The organism is Dyadobacter sp. HNCC25DJ186 (genome assembly GCF_056895235.1).
The window spans coordinates 122,010-141,741 of sequence record NZ_JBXHAS010000002.1 but is presented as its reverse complement, the minus strand read 5'-3'; the positions used below and the strand labels follow the sequence as shown (position 1 = coordinate 141,741).

Below are 19,732 nucleotides of genomic sequence, written 5' to 3'. Positions count from 1 at the left end.
CGAAATCAAAAATGCCAGACCAGGTAGTACCTGAGACTAACTGATCGTGAGCACGGAAAATTAATTGAAATAAAAATTTGCCGCGCTCACCTCAGAAAGGAACGGCTAATCTTAATGAAATACGATCGTAAAAATGTACATCATCAGATTTACGAGAAGTACAATTGCATATAAACTATTCGTCTGACCTTTGTTTAGTGAAAGCATCACTGTAAAAACAGAAAGGACCAGGAGCACCATCGATTTCATGTCCAGGCCAAGAACCAGAGGCAAATCCATAATTGTGCAAACGATAACAACCGTGGGTATGCTCAATCCAATGCTTGCCAATGCCGAACCCAGGGCAAGATTAATACTGGTCTGATATTGATTACGCCTCGCAGCCCTGATGGCCGCTATTCCTTCCGGTAGCAAAATAACTGCTGCAATAGCGACACCCACCAATGCCGTTGGTAAACCTGCTGCAACAACTTCTCCTTCAATGACTGGCGAAAGCTTTTTGGCGAGTAGAATTACCACACCAAGACAAACCAGTAAAAGGACCAGGCTGATGATGGCTTCCACCTTCGTGACTGCTTTCTCTTCTCCCGTTGCGCCGGTCAGAAAATATTTCCGGTGTCTGATCGTCTGCGTAAACAAAAATGAGCCGTAGATGACAAGACAGCAAATCCCGATTGCAATAAGCTGCGGAGCACTGTAAGAAGGGCCGGCAATGCTGGTAGTAAAATTGGGCAGTATAAGAGTCAGCACCAGAATCGAAACCAAGCTTACCAAAGCAATGGTAACGCTTTTTGTCTCGAAAGTTTGTTCTTTATATTTCAGTGCTCCTACGAGCATGCTGATTCCGAGTATACCGTTGAGAATGATCATCACGGCTGCAAATAAGGTGTCCCTCGCGTAGGTATCAGCACCTGCGCCACCGGTCAACATTAAAGATACAATAATGGAAGCCTCTAAAAGCGTTACAGCAACTGCCAATATGATCGTTCCATAAGGTTCGCCAACCCTGTGAGCCACGACTTCTGCATGATGCACCGCCGAGAGTACACCGACGATTAAAGCAAAGATCGCCAATAAGTTGATCACCAGACTTGGATCACCTGGTAATAAAAAGTAAAAAATCCACGCGATAAGAGGTGCTATATAGGTCCATTGAAAGATTTTTTTCATAATTGAGGAAGCTCGATAGTTTATTTATAAAATGATAAAGAATTAGTCTTTCCTACCTTAGTAACAAACTTTGAGCATAATCATCCCCTTGGTAAGGGTCAAAAAACAGAAATACTTTTTAATCAAATGAGTTTCCCGACTGAGATATGTAATAAGAATGCTATAAAATTAGATTGAACCAGACTCTATTTTATTCAAAAACCAATCGGCCCATAAAGATCCTGCCCACTAACCCATTCGTTCAATGCAAGGGCATACTGTGAAATTTAAGCTTCAACGTTATCCAATTTTATTCACAGATTGCATGTGTTTTCAGCTCCTGCGATTACGCCATTGACACCCTGCAGATGTGAACGGATACGCACCAGAATAGAATTATCTGAGAATATCTTATTACTTCTATCAACGCTAAGAACAACCCGGATTATGTTGTTACCTAATTATTTTTAACCCATAAAACTCGTTTACAGCATTTTACACAGATATTGCGAACATATCGTTTGAAGCTTTGAAGTGGGTCAAATCACTGCCTGTCCTGAAAAAAAGTGATGCATTCTGTGGACTGGCCTCACCGCAATTTTTTCTCCCCATCGTTATGTGGCACGATATTCTTTACCACATTTACTATTCAACAAACAATTAATAAATTTTATGTCGACTTCATCAAATACATCAGGAGTAATCAGTGATCTTATTGAAATCAATAACGATCGTACAGCAGGTTTTGAAAAAGTAATTGAGGATATTAATGATGAGAATTTTGATTTGAAAGCACTTTTTGAGGAATATGCTCAACAAAGCCGTCAAAATTCTCAGCAGCTGGCGGCAGTTGCGGGGTCTGCTGCGCATCTGGAAACAGAAAATAGCGTTAGTGGTGCTTTACACCGCGTATGGATCGATGTTAAATCGTTGTTCGGCGGAAGTGACAGAGCTAGCATTCTGTCGGAAGCGGAACGTGGCGAAGATGCAATCAAAAAAGCTTATCAGGATGCATTAAGCAGTTCAGAATTAACTCCTGATGCGCTTGATATCGTTAGAACGCAATCACTGCACATCAATGCGGCGCATGATAAAATTAAGGCGCTTCGTGATGCGGCGAAAGCTTAATTTGCAGAAAGCCTGGTAAAGAAAGCTGCCTTCACAAGAGGCGGCTTTTTTTATAACTACATTTTAAATCCTGCCCGACCATCTCCCACTCCCCGGCTGACCACTCCTTTTATCTCCCCCACCGGTTATTGATTTAACGGTAATGTGAAATAGCTTAATAAAGTATTTCTTAGCAGTATATACTAACAATTACTACCGGATAAAAAAAGGTATTAATTACTTCTGTATCTTTTTGAAAATAGTTGTAACTTTTCATAGTCGGATTTTGATTCTGACAGTGATTGTTAAGTTTTTCGATTGCTTTAAAAAAGGCCATGAATTGGAACTGACCTGGCCAGCACTTCACTCAAACGACAATTACGCAATACGTGAGTTACCGAGTAATACCATTAACCCAGACCATAATTTAAATAAGTATGAAAACAATTATCCGGAGTGCCGGGGCTTTATCAATCATTTTGATTTGCCTGGCATTTCTTTCCTGTAAAAAAGATCCCGAACCCCAATCTGAGCTGGAAACGCTGTATTTTGGTAGTTACCGGGGTAAAATCTTTAACGCCAACGATCAGATTACCGGCACGGTGGTCTGGCAAATCTACAAGGCGGAGGATGATGTCATCACCATCACGCATTTGGACACCTCTCTTACCGGAAAAACCCGGTTGCTGGATTTTAAGAATGTAAAGTTTGTCGATTCAAAAAGTATCACTTTCAGCCAGGATATTACCATTGACGGCGTGACTGGTCGTTACGAAGGCGTTGGCGTACTGACCTATAACACGCTGACGATTACGATGAATGTAAGTTATGCAGGGGGTTCACCCATTGGCGAAAGTTTTGATGTGGTAAAAATCTAGATTCAAAATTTCAAAGCGGAATTCTGCATGGCCTTGAAATAAAAGGTCATGCAGAATTCAGCCGTTTGTATGCATTTCTGAAATCCGCCTGACTCAGTCAAAGTTCTGAAGCCATTCATGCTGATGTTCTCTGCCGTAAATGTGGATGATCGACGATTCAATGTATTCGGCCGTTTTACCAATCTGATTTTTGCATGACTCCCGGATTTGCGCAGAATCTGATGGGCTAAGATGTATCTCCTCAGTCAAGGTAGCTGCATTTCCACCGGTGGCATTTTTGGAAATAAGATTTATCTTGATTTGCGGCTGATCAACCCAGTCGGTATCCGCACGCTTCAGGATCACCGGATAGTTTATTTCTTTAAAAAATGAATCTTCAGGATTCTGACCCAGGAAGACGAGCACGGGCACATGATTTACAATTCTTAGAATGTATTTTGGCCCCTGCTCTTTTAGTGAGCCGAGCGGTTGCCGATTCACAATAATATTGAGCGCGTTGTCTGTCGGATAAATTTCAATATCAGTATTTTCTTTTTCTGTCTCTTTTTCGTTCATGATTCAAATAGCTCAATTATTATTGATGTTTGTTCAGTTTTCTACAATTTCCTCCCCGTCGGCATTCCGGTAATTTTCGTTAGTTAAGAATATACAATACAAAAAACGAGCCTGGTTTTAAAAATCAATTTTTCGGCAGGCAAGATGAAATGCATTTCGGTATGCTGAACCAGGCATTTGATCCAAAATCAGAAATCAAAAAAAAGGCCTTCCAACCATTGATTGTCAGAAGGCCAAGATTTTTTTTAACAGTTTTTATTGAACGAGGATATGCAGCGTTTTACTTTCGCCGTCGGCATTGCTTAATACCAGATGGTACATACCAGAGGAAAGTGACTGAGCCGGTTTGATATTATAAATGCCATGCTGCGATGTTGGTTGGGCGATGACCTGAATTTTCCTTCCCATTACATCAAACAGACTAAAAGTCGTCTTAGGATCTGCTCCCGAGATTGAGAAACTACCTGCGCTTGGATTTGGATAAACATGAATGTTCCCTTCGAAAGAATCAGTGCGGACCGCAATGATCCGTGAACGTTCCGAAGTGCCATCAAGATCAATCTGTTTCAGCTGGTAATAATAAAGCTGGCCCGTCTTTGCTTCCGTATCTTCAAAATTATAATCAGATCTTACTGCTGTGGTGATCTTTCCTGAAACGGTTCCGATCTTTTCGAAATTTTTCCCGTTACTACTTTTTTCGATTTCGAATTTCTCATTGTTAACCTCGCTGGCTGTTGTCCAGCTTAGCAGGATTTTTGGAGAAGATTCTGTCCCATACACTGCTTTCCCCGTGAAGGAAACCAAACGCACCGGAAGTGGGTTTGTCAGGTCCAGTCCGACCAATACAGGATCGTGATCCGAAGCGCGGAACTGATCCGGTTCATACAAACCGGCGATCTGACCATTCGTCTTGAATTCTGTATTATAATCCAGCACACCCGGCTCATCCGCATTGATATGCCATTTTGCTGTTCCGGTGATTTGCGATGCAAGCGTCGAACTGGCCAGTGCATGATCCAAAGATCCCGTCTGTCCGTCAAAAACGTAAGAATAGGAAGTAGCTGGCAGCTGATTTGCATAACCGGCAGTTTCCAGAATTCTCAGCGGATCTTCCATGGCATAAGCATTTAAATCACCAAGGATCAAATAATCCTGATCGGTTGTTCCGGTTGGCCTTGTTGCAAGCCAGGCGGCCAGGTCCGTTGCCTGGCGGGAACGGGTTCCATTGGAAGCACTCTGCCCGTCATCAACGTCAGCATCACCCGCTCCACCGGAACTCGATCCTTTCGATTTAAAGTGATTAACAACCACGGTAAATATTTCACCGTTTGAGTTCTGACTGAAAGTCTGGGCCAATGGCCTTCTCCCTACCGCGTCGAAAGTCGTACTGGTCGTCAGCGCAGCAGCATTTCCGACAAGACTAACTTTGTCAGTTTTATAAATGATCCCTACCGTAATTGCATCAGTTGATAAAGTAAAACCGGTTAACGAAGGATCTGTGTTAACGAAAGCATAAGTTCCAGTACCGGCTGCATCTGCATTTAGCCCGTTGATCAGGTCCTGCAAAGCAGTTGTCGGTGTTGTCCCGTTATTTTGAATTTCCATCAGCCCGATCACATCAGCATCCGTGCCGATAAGCGCCTTGATAATCTTGGCTTTTTGTCTGGTAAACTCCTCTGCATTGTTAGCGCCCCGGAAATCGCCCGGACCATTATCCAGCGTCGTAAAATAATTCAGAACGTTGGCGCTGGCTACTTTGAGCGTTGCTGCCGCCAGAGACGGAGGCGATGACGGACGTTCATTGACCGGAAGGAAATTCACCCCGGTCGCACGCTGAATTCTATATCCTTCCAAACGTTCATCGAGTACGCCGACGATATTTGTTACCTCATCACCACCTCTTAAAGTGTTTGTTGCGCTCAAAGGATTACCATTCCGGCCAAAAATAATCGGATCCGGATTTTGACGGGTGCTGCCGTCGTCAAGAATGATTTTCCGTTTTGCTATTTCAGCCAGGTAAGCTGCATATCCAGTCGTGCTTGGCAAATTGAACTGTGTGAACTGATCCAGCCGTGCATCCGTGCCTGGCTGGTTCGATGCGCCCGTCGCGGAAAGCAAAACCTGTCCATACCGGCCCAACTGAAAATACTCGGTTACAGCCAGATTGCCTGAGGTCGCACTGATATCAACCAGCATACCTTCGTAACGTTCCAGATCCGAGACATTAGCAACCGGCAGTTTGATTGTCGTCACTGCGGGTAATGCCGAAAGGCCCAGATTTGTAAAATTCGTCAGTGATCTGATCTGTGTGGAGCTGGTTGTGACGCCGCTTGTCGTGCTGACGAAATCCTGAACCGTTCCTGTTAAATTCACTTTGTCTCCTTCCATCGGGCTCACCATTCCGGCCACATCGGTCGGGAGATTGTATACAAAAATCCCCTCAGAAGTTGCTGCATCTCCGTCTGAATCGGCATCCTCTTCCTGCACGAAAAATCCGTTCAGCCCGGTTGCTCCTGAAAACGTTCTGGTAACAATTCCTTCAACCGTTTGTATGCCCGTAATGGCCGCTGTTGAACCGCTTCCCTGGATCGCACTGATCTTAACAGGGACGCCAGGTGCTGCCACGGTCGTGAAATTCCAGGTTGTTGGACCGGATATTCCGGCAAAAACATTGGCGGCATTGTCGGCAAAAGTCCCGGCATCAACGGTAACATAGTAAGGAATCCCGTTATCCAAAACAACATTGGAAATCGTGACAACATTAGAAGTTACGGATACGTCTGTCGATGTCACGTTTATTGTCTGGCTTGTGTTTGCCGAAGCATTTGTGATCACAATATTACCTGTTCCAGGAACAACATTTTCATTAAAAGTCAATACCAGGTTGGAATTCAACAGCACGTTCGAGGCATTGTCCAATGGTGCAAAAGTGCTGACAACTGGTCCTGTTACATCCGGGCCAGAAACACCCGAAGAAATTTCTATATCATCCAGCGCGATACGGTCCCTGGCACCGGTACCGGTTTGCCAGTAAACCCACCTAAGCTGCACGGGTTCTGTGAGATTTTCCAAAACCGCAGGAAGCGTAAGGCCGTATGAAGCCACAACGCCCGTTGCACCCGAAGTATACACCTGCGTATCATCACCCAGATCCGTAAAATCCCCACTGGTACCAACCCGGTACTGCAAAGCCAGATTATTTGTATTTACCCCATTATGAATGGTTTGCGCCTGCCACTTTACCTGAATATTCGTTTTACCGGACGTATTAATAACAACCAGAACCGCACCGGCTGGCTGAGTGCCGGATGCGTTCAGGCTGATCCCATTATCAGCCTCATCACGCCAACCTCCGGCAGTGACAGTTGTTACACGGATAATGTCATCGGAAGCAGGTGCAAGCGTTCTGCTACTTTGAATGGTGCCAAATTTGTGGACCGCCATCCCAACCGGCAGCGTTTCTCCTGTCAAGGAAGTAAATGAAAAAGGCAGGTTTTGCGCCGTCGGATTTGTTTGTGCCAATAACGGCCATACTGCCGTGGCCATGATTGTCAATACGAGGAAAGTAATAATCCTCAGTTTCCGTAAAGGATGTTTCATTATATAGTTTGCTGATTAGTTAGTCAGCAAAGGTAGCCAGGCGGTTTTTGGGCGGGATTACGGGAATGTGAAGATTTGGGGAGGTAAAGTAAATTATCACTCGGGTATCTATTTAAGATATCATGCCCAAAATCACAAGACTTAACGATACATTTAAATATCTCGACCTCTGATGATAATAAATTGGTTCGTTAGCGCCTGGTTCACAAAAGCGTGTATGAAACAAACGGTCCATCAGTGTATGCCAATCATCACAAAAATTACAAAATTCTACTATTGAAATTGAGAAAAATTCGACAAAACGAATGAAGTATAAACCTTCAAATTTTAGCACAGATCTATCGGGAGTAAAACAAGCACATTTGGTATCAAACGAACGCGTTATGCAATTAATTTTACAAGAAATGGCGTCGCCGCATGTAATTTGATTGTAAGCAACTGATTAGTTCTACACCGGATTTATGACTTCTTCTACACTGTAAAATTTTAATAAATAATTTAATAATTTCCATTTTGAATAACAATTAAAATTTTGATATTCAACCCATTAACAGGTCTAAAACTGTTTCCTCTATTAACCCAGCAAAATAGAAGTTATGAAAAAGAATTATTTAAAAACATTTGCTACTATCGTGGTGATGTTTTTCGGTCTGGCAGTAATTTTCGTTTATGAAAATATCTCAAAACTGTGGCGGTTTGAAAAAGAATCTAAGCAACCAGCCAGCCAGTCACACGCACATGCTCCCTTGGAAACTTCAACTCAAAACGTATACTAAAATAGGAGAACAAGAATTCAACAGCATACAAAAAAATACCGTTCATGGTCATGAACGGTATTTTTATTTACGACAAATTCTGGCTTTAAAACATTTACCCGCTAACCCGACTTATCCTACTATTGATCTTAGAATAATACAATATATCAAAACATATTCTTTCGCCAGTTAGAAGATATGATATAAGAAGCCAACGTGCTGGAAATATCATTTAGAGCTGGTCGGATTGGCTCCAACCAGCTCTTATCAATTTCTATTCAAAATAATTCATCACCCCAAACCCTTCTTTCAACAATAACTGATCTTTCTGGAACAAACGGAGATCGGAGGTAGCCATATCTTCAATCAGCATATCGAGCGTATGTTTTGGTTTCCAGCCCAGTTTTTCATCACACTTGGCGGGGTTACCGATGAGTAGTTCCACTTCCGTCGGGCGGTAGTATCTTGGGTCGATTTTCAAAACCGGTGTTCCAATTTTCAAATGATCACCTGATGCAATCCCCAATTCCAAAAGACGCGCAGAATCCACTGAAGCGATCGTGCCCACTTCATTTTCTTCACTGCCTGTAAACAATAGCTCAACGCCCAGGAATGCAAATGTTTTACGGATGAACTCGCGTACACGTGTCGTTACACCTGTGGCGATCACAAAATCTTCAGAAGTTTCCTGCTGCAAGATCAGATACATCGCCTCCACATAATCCTTTGCATGTCCCCAGTCGCGCTGTGCATCGATGTTCCCCATGTACAAACAATCCTGAAGACCCAGCACAATTTTCGCCGCAGCTCTTGTGATCTTCCGCGTTACAAAAGTTTCGCCGCGAAGTGGTGATTCGTGGTTAAAAAGAATTCCGTTTGATGCGAACATTCCGTACGCCTCACGATAGTTCACTGTGATCCAATAGGCATACAGTTTGGCAACTGCGTAAGGAGAACGCGGATAAAAAGGTGTTGTTTCCGATTGAGGAACCGCCTGAACCAAACCATACAATTCAGAGGTAGACGCCTGATAGATCTTCGTTTTTTTGGTCAAACCCAAAAGACGAACCGCTTCCAGAATACGTAAAGTTCCGATACCGTCTGCATTGGCCGTATATTCCGGCATTTCAAAACTTACCTGCACGTGGCTCATGGCCGCAAGGTTATAAATTTCGTCCGGCTGAACTTCCTGGATGATTCTTGTCAGATTCATAGAATCTGTCAAATCTCCATAGTGAAGGATAAACTTCGCGTTGTCTACATGCGGGTCTTCATACAAATGATCAATCCGATCCGTATTAAACAAAGAACTTCTGCGCTTGATACCGTGAACGGTGTATCCTTTGCTTAATAGAAGTTCACTCAGGTATGCGCCATCCTGTCCTGTTACGCCGGTAATTAGTGCTACTTTTGACATTGATTATGATGTTGGGCTCTCGGTTTTTGGCTCGGTCCGTCGCACGGTCGGCCGTCGACTTTAAGCGGTTGAAATATATGTTATAACTAAACTGTATAAATTTCCTGATTTGTCAGGAAGTCCTGGTAGGCCAGGGCTATTCCTTCCGGTAACTCAATGGTATGTTTCCATCCTAAACCGTGCAGTTTGGATACATCCATCAATTTTCTTGGTGTTCCATCCGGCTTTGTGGTATCCCATTTTATTTCTCCTTCAAAACCTGTTGTTTTTGCAACCAGCTCTGTAAGTTCTTTAATGGACAAATCTTCACCCGTTCCGATATTGACCAGCTCGCGACCATTGTAAGTTTCCATCAAAAACAAACAGGCTTCGGCCAGATCATCGGCAAAAAGGAATTCACGCATCGGTGAGCCGGTTCCCCAGGCCTGCACAAAGGGTTTGTTTTCTTCTTTGGCTTCATGAAACTTGCGGATCAGCGCGGGTAGAACATGCGAATTGTTCAGGTCGTAATTATCTCCGTAACCATACAAATTCGTCGGCATCACGCTGATAAAATTACTTCCGTACTGGTCGTGGTATGCTTCACAAAGTTTGATCCCGGCAATTTTTGCGATTGCATAAGGCTCGTTAGTTTCTTCCAAAAGACCTGTCAGCAAATAATCTTCACGCAAAGGCTGCGGAGCCATTTTCGGGTAGATGCACGATGAACCCAGGAACATCAGTTTTTTCACACCGTGCAGATGCGCCGAGTGGACTACATTGGCTTCCATCATCAGATTGTCATACAAAAACTCACCGCGGTAAGTATTGTTTGCCAGAATCCCGCCCACTTTGGCAGCTGCCAGAAAAACATAATCCGGTTTCTCCTCCGCAAAAAAATCCGCAACAGCCTGTTGGTTCCGAAGGTCCAATTCCGAAGAAGTGCGGGTCACAATATTTTCAAACCCCTTTTTCGCCAGCCCTCTGGCAATCGCCGAACCCACCATCCCACGATGCCCGGCAATGTATATTTTTGAGTGTTTTTCCATTTTAACTTCGGCTTTCGGCAATCGGCTTTCGGCTTTTTGCTCGTAGTAAAATTTATAGATAATAAGTTGAATAATTTGAGAAGTGACTGCCGACTGTACGAAGGACCGCGCCGACAGTCAAAGTCATTTATTAATCAAATCATTCCTCTTCCAACCGCACCGGCGGTCCGGCATTAACAATTAATCATTAATCGCACCGGCGACCCGGAATTAACAATTAAAAAAATTTACCTTACCAACTCCGGAATCTCCCGTTCCAATCTCTCATAGATTTTTTTTACGTCCTGCGAGTTGCTTTTATCCAAAACCAGGATCGCATCCGCGGTTTCGACCAGCATCAGATTACTGACACCCAGGAACTCTACATGTTTCGTTGAACCAACCACGCAGTTGTTTTGCTTGAAGCGATGAACTTCGCCCTGCTGTTCCCAGTGTTCCCAGATCGATTCAAAAGATCCCAGATCAGACCAGCCGAAAGTTGCCTGAACCACTTTGATTTTTGAGGATCTTTCCATTACCGCATAATCCACGCTGACCGAAGGTATCTGCATCGTTTCCGTTTCAGGAAGGAAAGAACCATTACGCGCCTCCCAGGTTTTCAGGGAAGTCTCATATATTTCCGGCTCAAACGCTTTAAGTTCTTCCAGATATACGCCCGCCTGAAAACAGAACATACCACTGTTCCAAAGGAAATTCCCGGTCTCAATAAAAAGCTCGGCTGTTGAAAGGTTTGGCTTCTCACGGAACGAGATTACCTCATTGCCTTCATATTCTATATAACCATAACCTGTTTCAGGTTTGGCTGGCGTGATGCCGAAAGTGACGACGAACCCTTTTTTTGCCAGTTCGACTGCTTCGTTGATCGCCTGGGCATAAGCCTCTTCATTGGTGATGATGTGGTCCGAAGGCGTCACCAGGATCACGTCTTCCGGATTCAGATCAAAAGCAGAAAAAGCGATGGCAGCTGCCGTGTTACGCGGAGCCGCTTCAATAATTTCAGAATACTGGTACACACCTGCGCGGATCAGATCGGCCTGGGATAAAAGGTAATTATCCTTATTTCCAACGACCACTGTACTATCCACAAAATCCTTGTTACGTTCGGCTGTCAGCTGAAACAAAGACTTGTCGCCAAACATGGGAATGTACTGTTTTGGCATTGACTTTCTTGATACGGGCCAAAGGCGACTGCCAACACCCCCTGATAGAACTACATGTAGAATGGACATATTTTACTTTTTTATGTTTGGGTTAAAAATGAACGGTTACACATTTACGCTACTTTCACTAGTCAAATTTTTATCTGACAAAAAATACATAAACTGTTACCTCGAAATTTAATCCGGAACAATCCCTGTAAAATACCTTTGTCAGGCCAGATTCGGTTGTACAACATACACATCTTCAATTTTAACCAATCCCAATTAATTCTACAATAAAACGGGGTAAAATCGGCTATCAGCACAACATTGTTTTGCCTTATCTATCAGAAGTTTAAAGATATTCTGTCAGTTTTCATAATCCAACAGGACAATCTTATTATACGGTAAACTTGAAAATTTAATAAAATTCAGGATCGTATGTTGCCGTATTTTCAAATTTTAAAGGTATTAATTTCCGGATATTCATCCTGCGCTGGTGATTCCGGCTTTATAAAAACAACCGGTTTGAACAATAAAAATGCTCCTCAGATATGGTTTGGGAGGAATTCGATTCAGCAGGACTGCTGAATAAAAATCAGTCACGCGATTATCTTATTGATGATCCATGCACATAAAACGTTGGAAATATCAGTCTTGCCATCATCAGGTCATGAATTTTATATTTAAATTAATATTGGAATATTACAAAAAAATATTTTTTAAACGGTAACTTTATTTACAAGAAATAAATAAGGAAAATTTAGCAAAAACAACAGTTTCGAAATGATGGTAAACCATATTTTAATTTGCCTCACACAAATTTAAATTTGAGAATCGGTATAAAATTATACTAACTACGAATGACAAATATTTTATATTAGCCGTAGTATTAGATCATATCCTCAAAAACTAATTTTACATCAAATTAGATAAAGATTATGCACCTTCTAAACTTACACACCTCCAGGTGAATTACCCATTGTTAAGGTCAAGAGCTAATTCTCCATAGGCAATTTCTGTATTGTGTTGCACGTTCCAATTGCGAGGTTCCTATACTTTATCTGTGAGTTATTTTGGACTAAGGTGTAAGATAGAAACTTCTGTATGTGACGAATTTGAATTTTAAAACTCAGTATCAATAATATTGCTCAACAAATCATGAAGATTATCATTTTTCGCCTGCTATTAATTCTACAAATCATATTTTTATTTACTTCCTCCACATATTCGCAATCCTTGGATACTTATCCTCAGAGAAAAGCTTGGTTGCTAAAAGGGCTGGCTGACGTCAAGCTAAACGAAAGAGGAAAATATGGATTACCAAAAGCATGCGCAATACTCTGGAATAACCCTAAGGATTCAATTGCTTTGAACTACATTACAAATGTTCTTCGTAATAAAAATCAGTCAATCTTCGATTTTCCTGGGCTTGCGCTGGCCCTGGGTAAGTATAGAAGCAGTTTTAGACCTGATCAAATTCTTACTATTAAAACAGATCTGGAAAGACTCGCAAAAATTGATAAGAAGAACGGCGAGGGATTTATGGGACATGGCACGGAAAATCATGCAACTATGATGTGGACTAGTGCTTATCTATTTGCTCAGTATTTTCCGGATGCAAAATGGGTAAACGGTATGACTAGTGAGCAATTGAAAACAGAAATGAAGGAAAGACTTAGAAAAACTTTTAAAAATGTATACGAGAAAGGCTACTACGAGTATCTTTCTACTACTTACGAAGTAATCATGGACTATCCTGTAGCGATATTGTTAGAATATTCCCAAGATACTGAAGTCAAAGCTATAGCAGAAGCATTTCTATTATATAAATGGTCAATATTATCACTTAACAATTTCGACGGAGGAATTATCGCACCCTACGGTCGAATGATTTCTCAGGAAGACTACCGTCCGTTAGCCAAAGCTGTATCGCCGACGATATATCAGAATTGGTTATACTGGGGCTGGGGCTTAAATACACATGAAGTATCATTAAAAACTTTTACAAACATCCCAAGTACAAATCATGCTATTTATTGTGCACTCTCGGAGGTATCTCCGCCAAGTGTATTTAACGATATAGCCCTTGGAAAATATAGCCCCTTTGAAACTAAATCATCTGCACCTACTTTTGGATTTTATGGCACTGGAACACCCCACATGATGATTCGTAAAGGTTATCGCGGCACTAGTTTTGCAATGGGAACAGGTAACTTTCGTTGGATTCCAGGTGGCAGTTATACGGATCATGACATCAACGGTTTTAACATCATTTGGCGTAGTAATAATAGATACAACTATATAAATTGTTTCCATCCATATTGGAATAGTAGCGATAATATCAAAGACAGGACTCCTAATACGTGGTACAAGGGAAGTGTTTCTCCGTTCATGCAAACGACGCAAAGTAAAAATACAGCAATCGTTTTGTTTGATATCCCAGACAAAGACCCGTGGCCGAATAAACCCAAACCAGAAAAATGGGCTTGGCGTAGTGCTCATGCTGATCATTTAATAAAACGTGGTATGTTGCGATTACCGAAAACGGTGGACGAAATGGTGGAAGTCAAGGGGTGGATCTTCGTTAGGGAGGGCAGCACATACATCGGAATAAAGCCGTTAAAACCATATTATGTTGAAAAAAATTTAACAACAGAGGGGCTGGAAGGTTTTAACGTTGTAAAAAGTGATTTCCAAAAGACTGGCTTCATCTTTGAAGTGGACTCCTCACAAAACTATACGAGCTTTGAGAAATTCAAGCAGAAATTGATTTCAAACAAAATCAAGATTTCCTGGAATAACTTTGTAGTGGAGTATGTAAATAATATTGGAGATCATCTTAAAATTCAATATAATCCGGGCTTAAAGATAGATCCAGACGGACTTGCAAATTCTGTTCCCCAAACTTCTATCAACGGTATAATGGAGACTCAATTCGAAATATGGCCAGTGGTCCAAAGCCCGATGATTAATTTGGTGAATCGAGTACTTAATGTAAACTGTGGTTCAACGAAAATAATCGTTGACTGGAAAGGGAAATACCCATTAATTGAGAAAAGTACAACTAAATAACCAGCACATGTAGGTTCAAAGATCCAATGAGACTTATTTTAATTGATCTGATAGCCCCCTAACTATCTATTTCTTTGGTGAAAACATTACACGTCTCCTCTCTATTAATGTCATCCGTTATCGATTTAGCGAAAATTTAATCCCCGATTCAGTAATGTAGTTTAAGTAATCGTATAGACCATTCGTTCCGTATTTCATTGTAATAGAAATATGCATTTTGGTAACGTAACCGTAATGAATTACGCATTTTATCTATCCTGGGTAAGCGATGTCGTCAAAGTCTACACATTGTACAAAGACTGATACATAACTAAAATTAATGCCGAGCTAACTAATAGAACTTTTCTAATATTCATACCATCCGAAAATCATAATCTGCCCCAGATGTATAAGTTTACAAACGTTATCGCGAATGCCAGCATTTTTGGAACAGATATTTAACCATGTAATCCAATAGCATACTGTATATTATCGTTTTTTAATCTTTGTCAAAAAATTCAGGTGACTATTGTAAAATTCGCACTACGACGAAAAAAAAATTTTCCGACAAACACGCTACAAAAATTATATAGTACAGAAAAAAAAAGGAATACTTCAATAGAAAACGTTTATTTATGAATTTTGTATTATTATTGAATAATTCCAAGCAATATTCTGTGAAGTCTCGAATTTTTTGCATTAAATTTGCCTTACCCTTTAATACACAATATTCCTGAAAATAAGTAACCGCCCCGTGGGTCATCCTCGGTAAGGAGATTTTTGGGGCACCCGTTAAAATATATGCTCAACTGGTTATTCGATAAGAAAAAGAAAGAAATAAGTTTGGAAAGGATTGGAATGGATATACATTCTCATCTTATTCCCGGCATTGATGACGGCGTAGAGACCATCGAGGAATCTGTACAAATGGTACAAAAACTGCAAGACCTCGGTTACTCCAGCATCTACACTACTCCCCACGTGATGTGGGACTGTTACAGAAATTCTCCCGAAGTAATTTTAGACGGCCTTAAAGATGTTCGATCGGCCTGTAAGAAAGCAGGACTCACGATTGAGGTGAATGCAGCAGCAGAATATTTCATCGACGAACATTTTGTTGAGATCCTGACCACCGGCCAACAGTTTTTGACTTTACCCGGAAACCGCTTACTGGTAGAGCTTCCCTACTCTACCCCGCTGATGAACACCTCAGAAACATTATTCAAAATCATAGAAAAAGGCTATCAGCCCGTTTTGGCACACCCGGAACGTTACACCTATTTTTATTCCGATCCATCCGTATACAAAAAATTAAGCGACCAGGGATGTGAACTTCAGGTAAACATATTATCCCTTGGAGGTTACTACGGAGAGAATGTACATAAGATGGCAGAATGGCTTTTGAAAAATGGATTAATCACATTTTTAGGCACTGACGCACACCGCATGCAGCATTTGGAAATGATCTCCAAAGGTGACAAGTCATCATGGCTTTCCAAGTATCCATTTCAAAATCAAAAACTTCTTACTCAGTAGTTTAACATTTTAGAATTTATTCTACATTAGTATTAGAAATTTTTGATCGGAAAATGTAGAAATGAAAATAACTTTATATAACTTTGTCGGGATTATTAGATTTTACCGTTACAACTGGCTTTTAATAATCTCCCACTACCCCCATTTATCAAAGTGTCGTTTTGCTTGTATAATTATTTAAAATTCAATTATTTAATAGTTAACAAACAACCAATCTAATCTCAACTTATGAAGAATACGTTTTCCAAACTCACCCAATACAGTATTTATCTGGTACTACTTTACATAGCCGTATGGGGTGGAACTACTTCCTGTGTATCACCAAAGTCAATTGTATATTTTCAAGGGGATACTTTACGGAATTCTTCACAAAAGATAAGCCACGATTATACACCCACCATTCAGACCAATGATCTTTTATCTGTTGTTGTCGGTAGTTTGAATGCTGAGGCAAATGAGATGTTTAATATTGCCAATACAGCCATGACGGCAAGCACGAACTATTCAACAACAAGTGCTGGTGCACGCTTGCAACCATTAGGATATCTGGTGGATACAGAAGGTAACATTGAAATTCCACTTATCGGGAAGGTTAATGTAAAAAACTTGAAGACAACTGTCGCCGCAGACACAATCAGGATGAGATTAACCAATTACCTGAAAGAGCCATCGGTAGTTGTGCGTACCTTGAATTTCAAGGTCTCTGTCTTAGGAGAAGTTGGTCGTCCGGCGATCTATGTAATACCTGATGAAAAAATAAGTTTGCCAGAGGTATTGAGTCTTGCCGGAGACCTTACAATTTTTGGTAAGCGTGATAATGTCATGATTATCAGGGAGGAAAACGGTGTTAGACAATATGCAAAATTAGACCTGACTTCCCGCGAAATTTTCAACTCTCCGTACTACTATCTGCACAAAAATGATGTTATATATGTGGAACCCGTCAAAACGAGATTGGCAGCAACAGATAGACGCCAACAGCTGGTACCTGTAATCGCTTCCATCATTGGCGGTATTGGCACATTAGGTATTTTGATCATAAACCTGACCAAGTAGAGCAGAAGCTCCGAGGATAAATATAAAGTGAAGCAAAATTACTTACATACTGAAATTTCAATAGGATGTCACAAGATTTTTTAGAGGAGGATGCACAGGATTTTCATTTGCAGACGTACATACGAAAATATCTCAGATATTGGTATCTATTCCCTGTTTTCATAGCGATTGCGCTTACGGCGGCTTTTTTTTACCTGCAAATCACACCGCCCGTTTACAGTTCCAGGACTACGATCCTGATTAAAGATGAGGAAAAAGGCCTTGGCGGGTCACAAGGAGATATGCTCTCACAACTAAGTAATCAATTTGGAGGCAACAAATTGGTAGAAAATGAACTTGAAATCCTAAAGTCGCAAACTTTAATGGAGCAGGTTGTTAAAGATCTTAGTCTTGATGTAGCATACACTACAAAGGATGGCTTGAGAACTATTAATCTCTATAATGTGAGCCCGGTCGTCGTTAAGCCAGAGATCATTACAGCTGCCGGCTTATTGGAACCACTTGAAATTCATCTTGTAGATAGTACTCATTTTAGATTCAATGATGAAGAAAAGCTTCACACCTTTGGCCTTCGTTTCAACAATGCCTGGGGTGCCTTTGTAGTAAGTAAAGGAAAAAATAGCGATTTTACTGATATCAAAGTGATTTTTAAAGATGTCAAAAGCCTTGCAGAAGGAATGTTAAATAGACTGGCAGTTTCACAGCCCAACATTAAAAGTACTGTCATTGAACTAAGTTATGAGGATGCTTCCGTGCAGAGAGGCAAAGATGTTTTAAATAAATTGCTCGATGTATACGTTCAGTCATCTCTTAGTGATAAAAACAGTGAAGCAAGTAATACTCTTAAGTTCATAGAAACCCGTCTTGGATTAATTACTGGGGAGTTGGGTGATGTAGAAAAAGATGTAGAATCTTATAAAACTACCAAAGGCATCACGGACATCAGCGCAGAGTCTCAACTTTTCCTTGAAAATATTAAAGAAAATGATGCCAAGCTGAATGAGGTCAACACCCAAATCAGTATCCTCGAAAGTGTCGATAACTACATTAAGACTGCCGGTGATGGAGGTGTTGCACCTGCAACATATATGATCAACGACCCTGTATTGGTTTCCCTGCTCACCAAGTTCAATGAACTCGAATTACAACGTGAAAAATATGCACGAACCACGACCACTAATAACCCGTTGCTTCAGACTATAAACACACAGTTGGATGGGACACGTCAGGCAATCAGGGAGAATGTACAGAATTTACGCCGTGGTATGGATGTAACCAGACAAAATTTACAGGGTATCAATACTCGCTTCTCCGCAGGTTTACGTAGTATTCCGCAAAAAGAGCGTGAGTTTGTGGGTATCAAACGTCAGCAGAGCATCAAGGAAAATTTATATTTGTATCTACTTCAAAAGAGAGAAGAGACGGCATTAATGTATGCGTCAACCGTTACCGATAGCCGTTTAATTGATGCGCCTGTCTCCTCTGCGCTACCTATAAAACCCAAACGTTCAACAATTTGGCTTGGAGCGTTTGCGCTTGGTTGGATAATCCCAATTTTGATAATCAATATTCTATTGATGCTAAATAATTCTGTCCAAAGCAGAGAAGAAATAGAAAGATCTGCCCGTGTTTCAGTTCTTGGGGAGATTGGTCACATGAAGACTGCAAAGGGAATTCCAGGAGAGGACGCCATTATTAAAATGACGAGTAGAAGTGCAGTAGCCGAACAATTTAGAGCACTCAGAACTAATCTCCAGTATCTAGGAGATGGCAATTGTCGTGTTCTGATGTTTACCTCTTCGATTGGTGGTGAAGGAAAGAGTTTCGTTAGTATTAATTTAGCTGCGAGCTTAGCCTATTCAGATAAGCGTGTTTTACTTATTGGACTTGATTTAAGAAAGCCAACTCTTCACGAACGACTACAAGTCCCCAATCAGTATGGTGCTTCAAATTGCCTCATTGGGCAGGGAAAACCGTCTGACTTTATACAGTCCACAATTGTTCATCCTAAATTTAATGTATTGACCAGTGGGCCAATCCCTCCCAACCCATCAGAACTTTTAAGCAATGGCCGACTTCCTTTATTAATAAAGGAATTAAGAGAGGAATATGATTATATACTGATTGATTCTCCTCCTTACGGCCTAGTGACAGATTCTTCCCTTATCGCGGAATATGTAGACGCCACACTTTATCTAGTCAGATATAATTATACTTTGGTTGATCATTTAAAAAGAATCGGTGAATTACAACGTGCCAAACGTTTCTCGAATCTTTCAGTAATCTTCAACGGAGTAAATTATGGTGCTGGTTACGGATATGGTTACGGATACGGTGGTTATGGTTACGGATACTATGGAGATGACAAGGAAAACAAGGTTCAGGGAATAGGATACCGAATGAAAAAATTGGTTGGAAAGGCCTAGACATTCCTTGGCTCAATCTAAAAACAGTCTGA

The 19,732-nt window shown here is 41.2% G+C and carries 13 protein-coding genes; 7 read left to right on the top strand and 6 right to left on the bottom strand.

What is annotated here, in order from left to right:
• Positions 1 to 111: 111 nt before the first annotated feature.
• Positions 112 to 1,170: a calcium:cation antiporter gene (locus AC1XUO_RS05515; RefSeq protein ID WP_483328768.1), complete on the bottom strand. Its 1,059-nt coding sequence runs from the start codon at positions 1,168 to 1,170 to the stop codon at positions 112 to 114.
• Positions 1,171 to 1,821: 651 nt separating this feature from the next.
• Between AC1XUO_RS05515 and AC1XUO_RS05510 the strand changes: the two genes are divergently transcribed.
• Positions 1,822 to 2,277, top strand: a complete 456-nt coding sequence (locus tag AC1XUO_RS05510) for a ferritin-like domain-containing protein (RefSeq protein WP_483328767.1) — start codon at positions 1,822 to 1,824, stop codon at positions 2,275 to 2,277.
• Positions 2,278 to 2,693: 416 nt separating this feature from the next.
• Positions 2,694 to 3,134 (top strand): hypothetical protein, encoded by a 441-nt coding sequence (locus AC1XUO_RS05505; RefSeq protein ID WP_483328766.1) that lies wholly within the window; start codon positions 2,694 to 2,696, stop codon positions 3,132 to 3,134.
• Positions 3,135 to 3,227: 93 nt separating this feature from the next.
• Here the strand turns inward: AC1XUO_RS05505 and AC1XUO_RS05500 are convergent, their stop codons facing one another.
• Positions 3,228 to 3,689: a hypothetical protein gene (locus AC1XUO_RS05500; RefSeq protein WP_483328765.1), complete on the bottom strand. Its 462-nt coding sequence runs from the start codon at positions 3,687 to 3,689 to the stop codon at positions 3,228 to 3,230.
• 255 nt (positions 3,690 to 3,944) lie between these two features.
• On the bottom strand, positions 3,945 to 7,289 hold the full coding sequence (locus AC1XUO_RS05495) for an ExeM/NucH family extracellular endonuclease (protein WP_483328764.1): 3,345 nt from the start codon (positions 7,287 to 7,289) through the stop codon (positions 3,945 to 3,947).
• 596 nt (positions 7,290 to 7,885) lie between these two features.
• Here AC1XUO_RS05495 and AC1XUO_RS05490 point away from each other — a divergent pair.
• Entirely contained in the window at positions 7,886 to 8,065 is a 180-nt protein-coding gene (locus AC1XUO_RS05490) for a hypothetical protein (RefSeq protein WP_483328763.1), read from the top strand.
• 253 nt (positions 8,066 to 8,318) lie between these two features.
• On the opposite strand, the gene gmd is transcribed toward AC1XUO_RS05490, so the two are convergent.
• The 3 genes from gmd to AC1XUO_RS05475 all read right to left on the bottom strand — a co-directional run bounded on the left by gmd (position 8,319) and on the right by AC1XUO_RS05475 (position 11,718).
• Positions 8,319 to 9,461: a GDP-mannose 4,6-dehydratase gene (gene gmd, locus AC1XUO_RS05485; RefSeq protein WP_483328762.1), complete on the bottom strand. Its 1,143-nt coding sequence runs from the start codon at positions 9,459 to 9,461 to the stop codon at positions 8,319 to 8,321.
• An 86-nt stretch (positions 9,462 to 9,547) separates the two neighbouring features.
• Positions 9,548 to 10,489 carry a GDP-L-fucose synthase gene (gene fcl, locus AC1XUO_RS05480; RefSeq protein ID WP_483328761.1) on the bottom strand — a complete coding sequence of 314 codons (942 nt, stop codon included), beginning with the start codon at positions 10,487 to 10,489 and terminating at the stop codon, positions 9,548 to 9,550.
• 227 nt (positions 10,490 to 10,716) lie between these two features.
• Positions 10,717 to 11,718 (bottom strand): mannose-1-phosphate guanylyltransferase, encoded by a 1,002-nt coding sequence (locus AC1XUO_RS05475; RefSeq protein ID WP_483328760.1) that lies wholly within the window; start codon positions 11,716 to 11,718, stop codon positions 10,717 to 10,719.
• A gap of 1,071 nt (positions 11,719 to 12,789) precedes the next feature.
• Between AC1XUO_RS05475 and AC1XUO_RS05470 the strand changes: the two genes are divergently transcribed.
• The 4 genes from AC1XUO_RS05470 to AC1XUO_RS05455 all read left to right on the top strand — a co-directional run bounded on the left by AC1XUO_RS05470 (position 12,790) and on the right by AC1XUO_RS05455 (position 19,700).
• Positions 12,790 to 14,703, top strand: a complete 1,914-nt coding sequence (locus AC1XUO_RS05470; protein WP_483328759.1) for a hypothetical protein — start codon at positions 12,790 to 12,792, stop codon at positions 14,701 to 14,703.
• A gap of 780 nt (positions 14,704 to 15,483) precedes the next feature.
• Complete coding sequence (locus AC1XUO_RS05465) at positions 15,484 to 16,218, top strand: tyrosine-protein phosphatase (RefSeq protein ID WP_483328758.1); 735 nt, start codon at positions 15,484 to 15,486, stop codon at positions 16,216 to 16,218.
• Between the two features lie 228 nt (positions 16,219 to 16,446).
• Entirely contained in the window at positions 16,447 to 17,274 is an 828-nt protein-coding gene (locus AC1XUO_RS05460; RefSeq protein ID WP_483328757.1) for a polysaccharide biosynthesis/export family protein, read from the top strand.
• Between the two features lie 107 nt (positions 17,275 to 17,381).
• The gene (locus AC1XUO_RS05455) at positions 17,382 to 19,700 is read left to right on the top strand and encodes a GumC family protein (RefSeq protein ID WP_483328756.1); all 2,319 of its coding nucleotides are present in this window, start codon (positions 17,382 to 17,384) and stop codon (positions 19,698 to 19,700) included.
• The last annotated feature ends 32 nt before the right edge of the window (positions 19,701 to 19,732 follow it).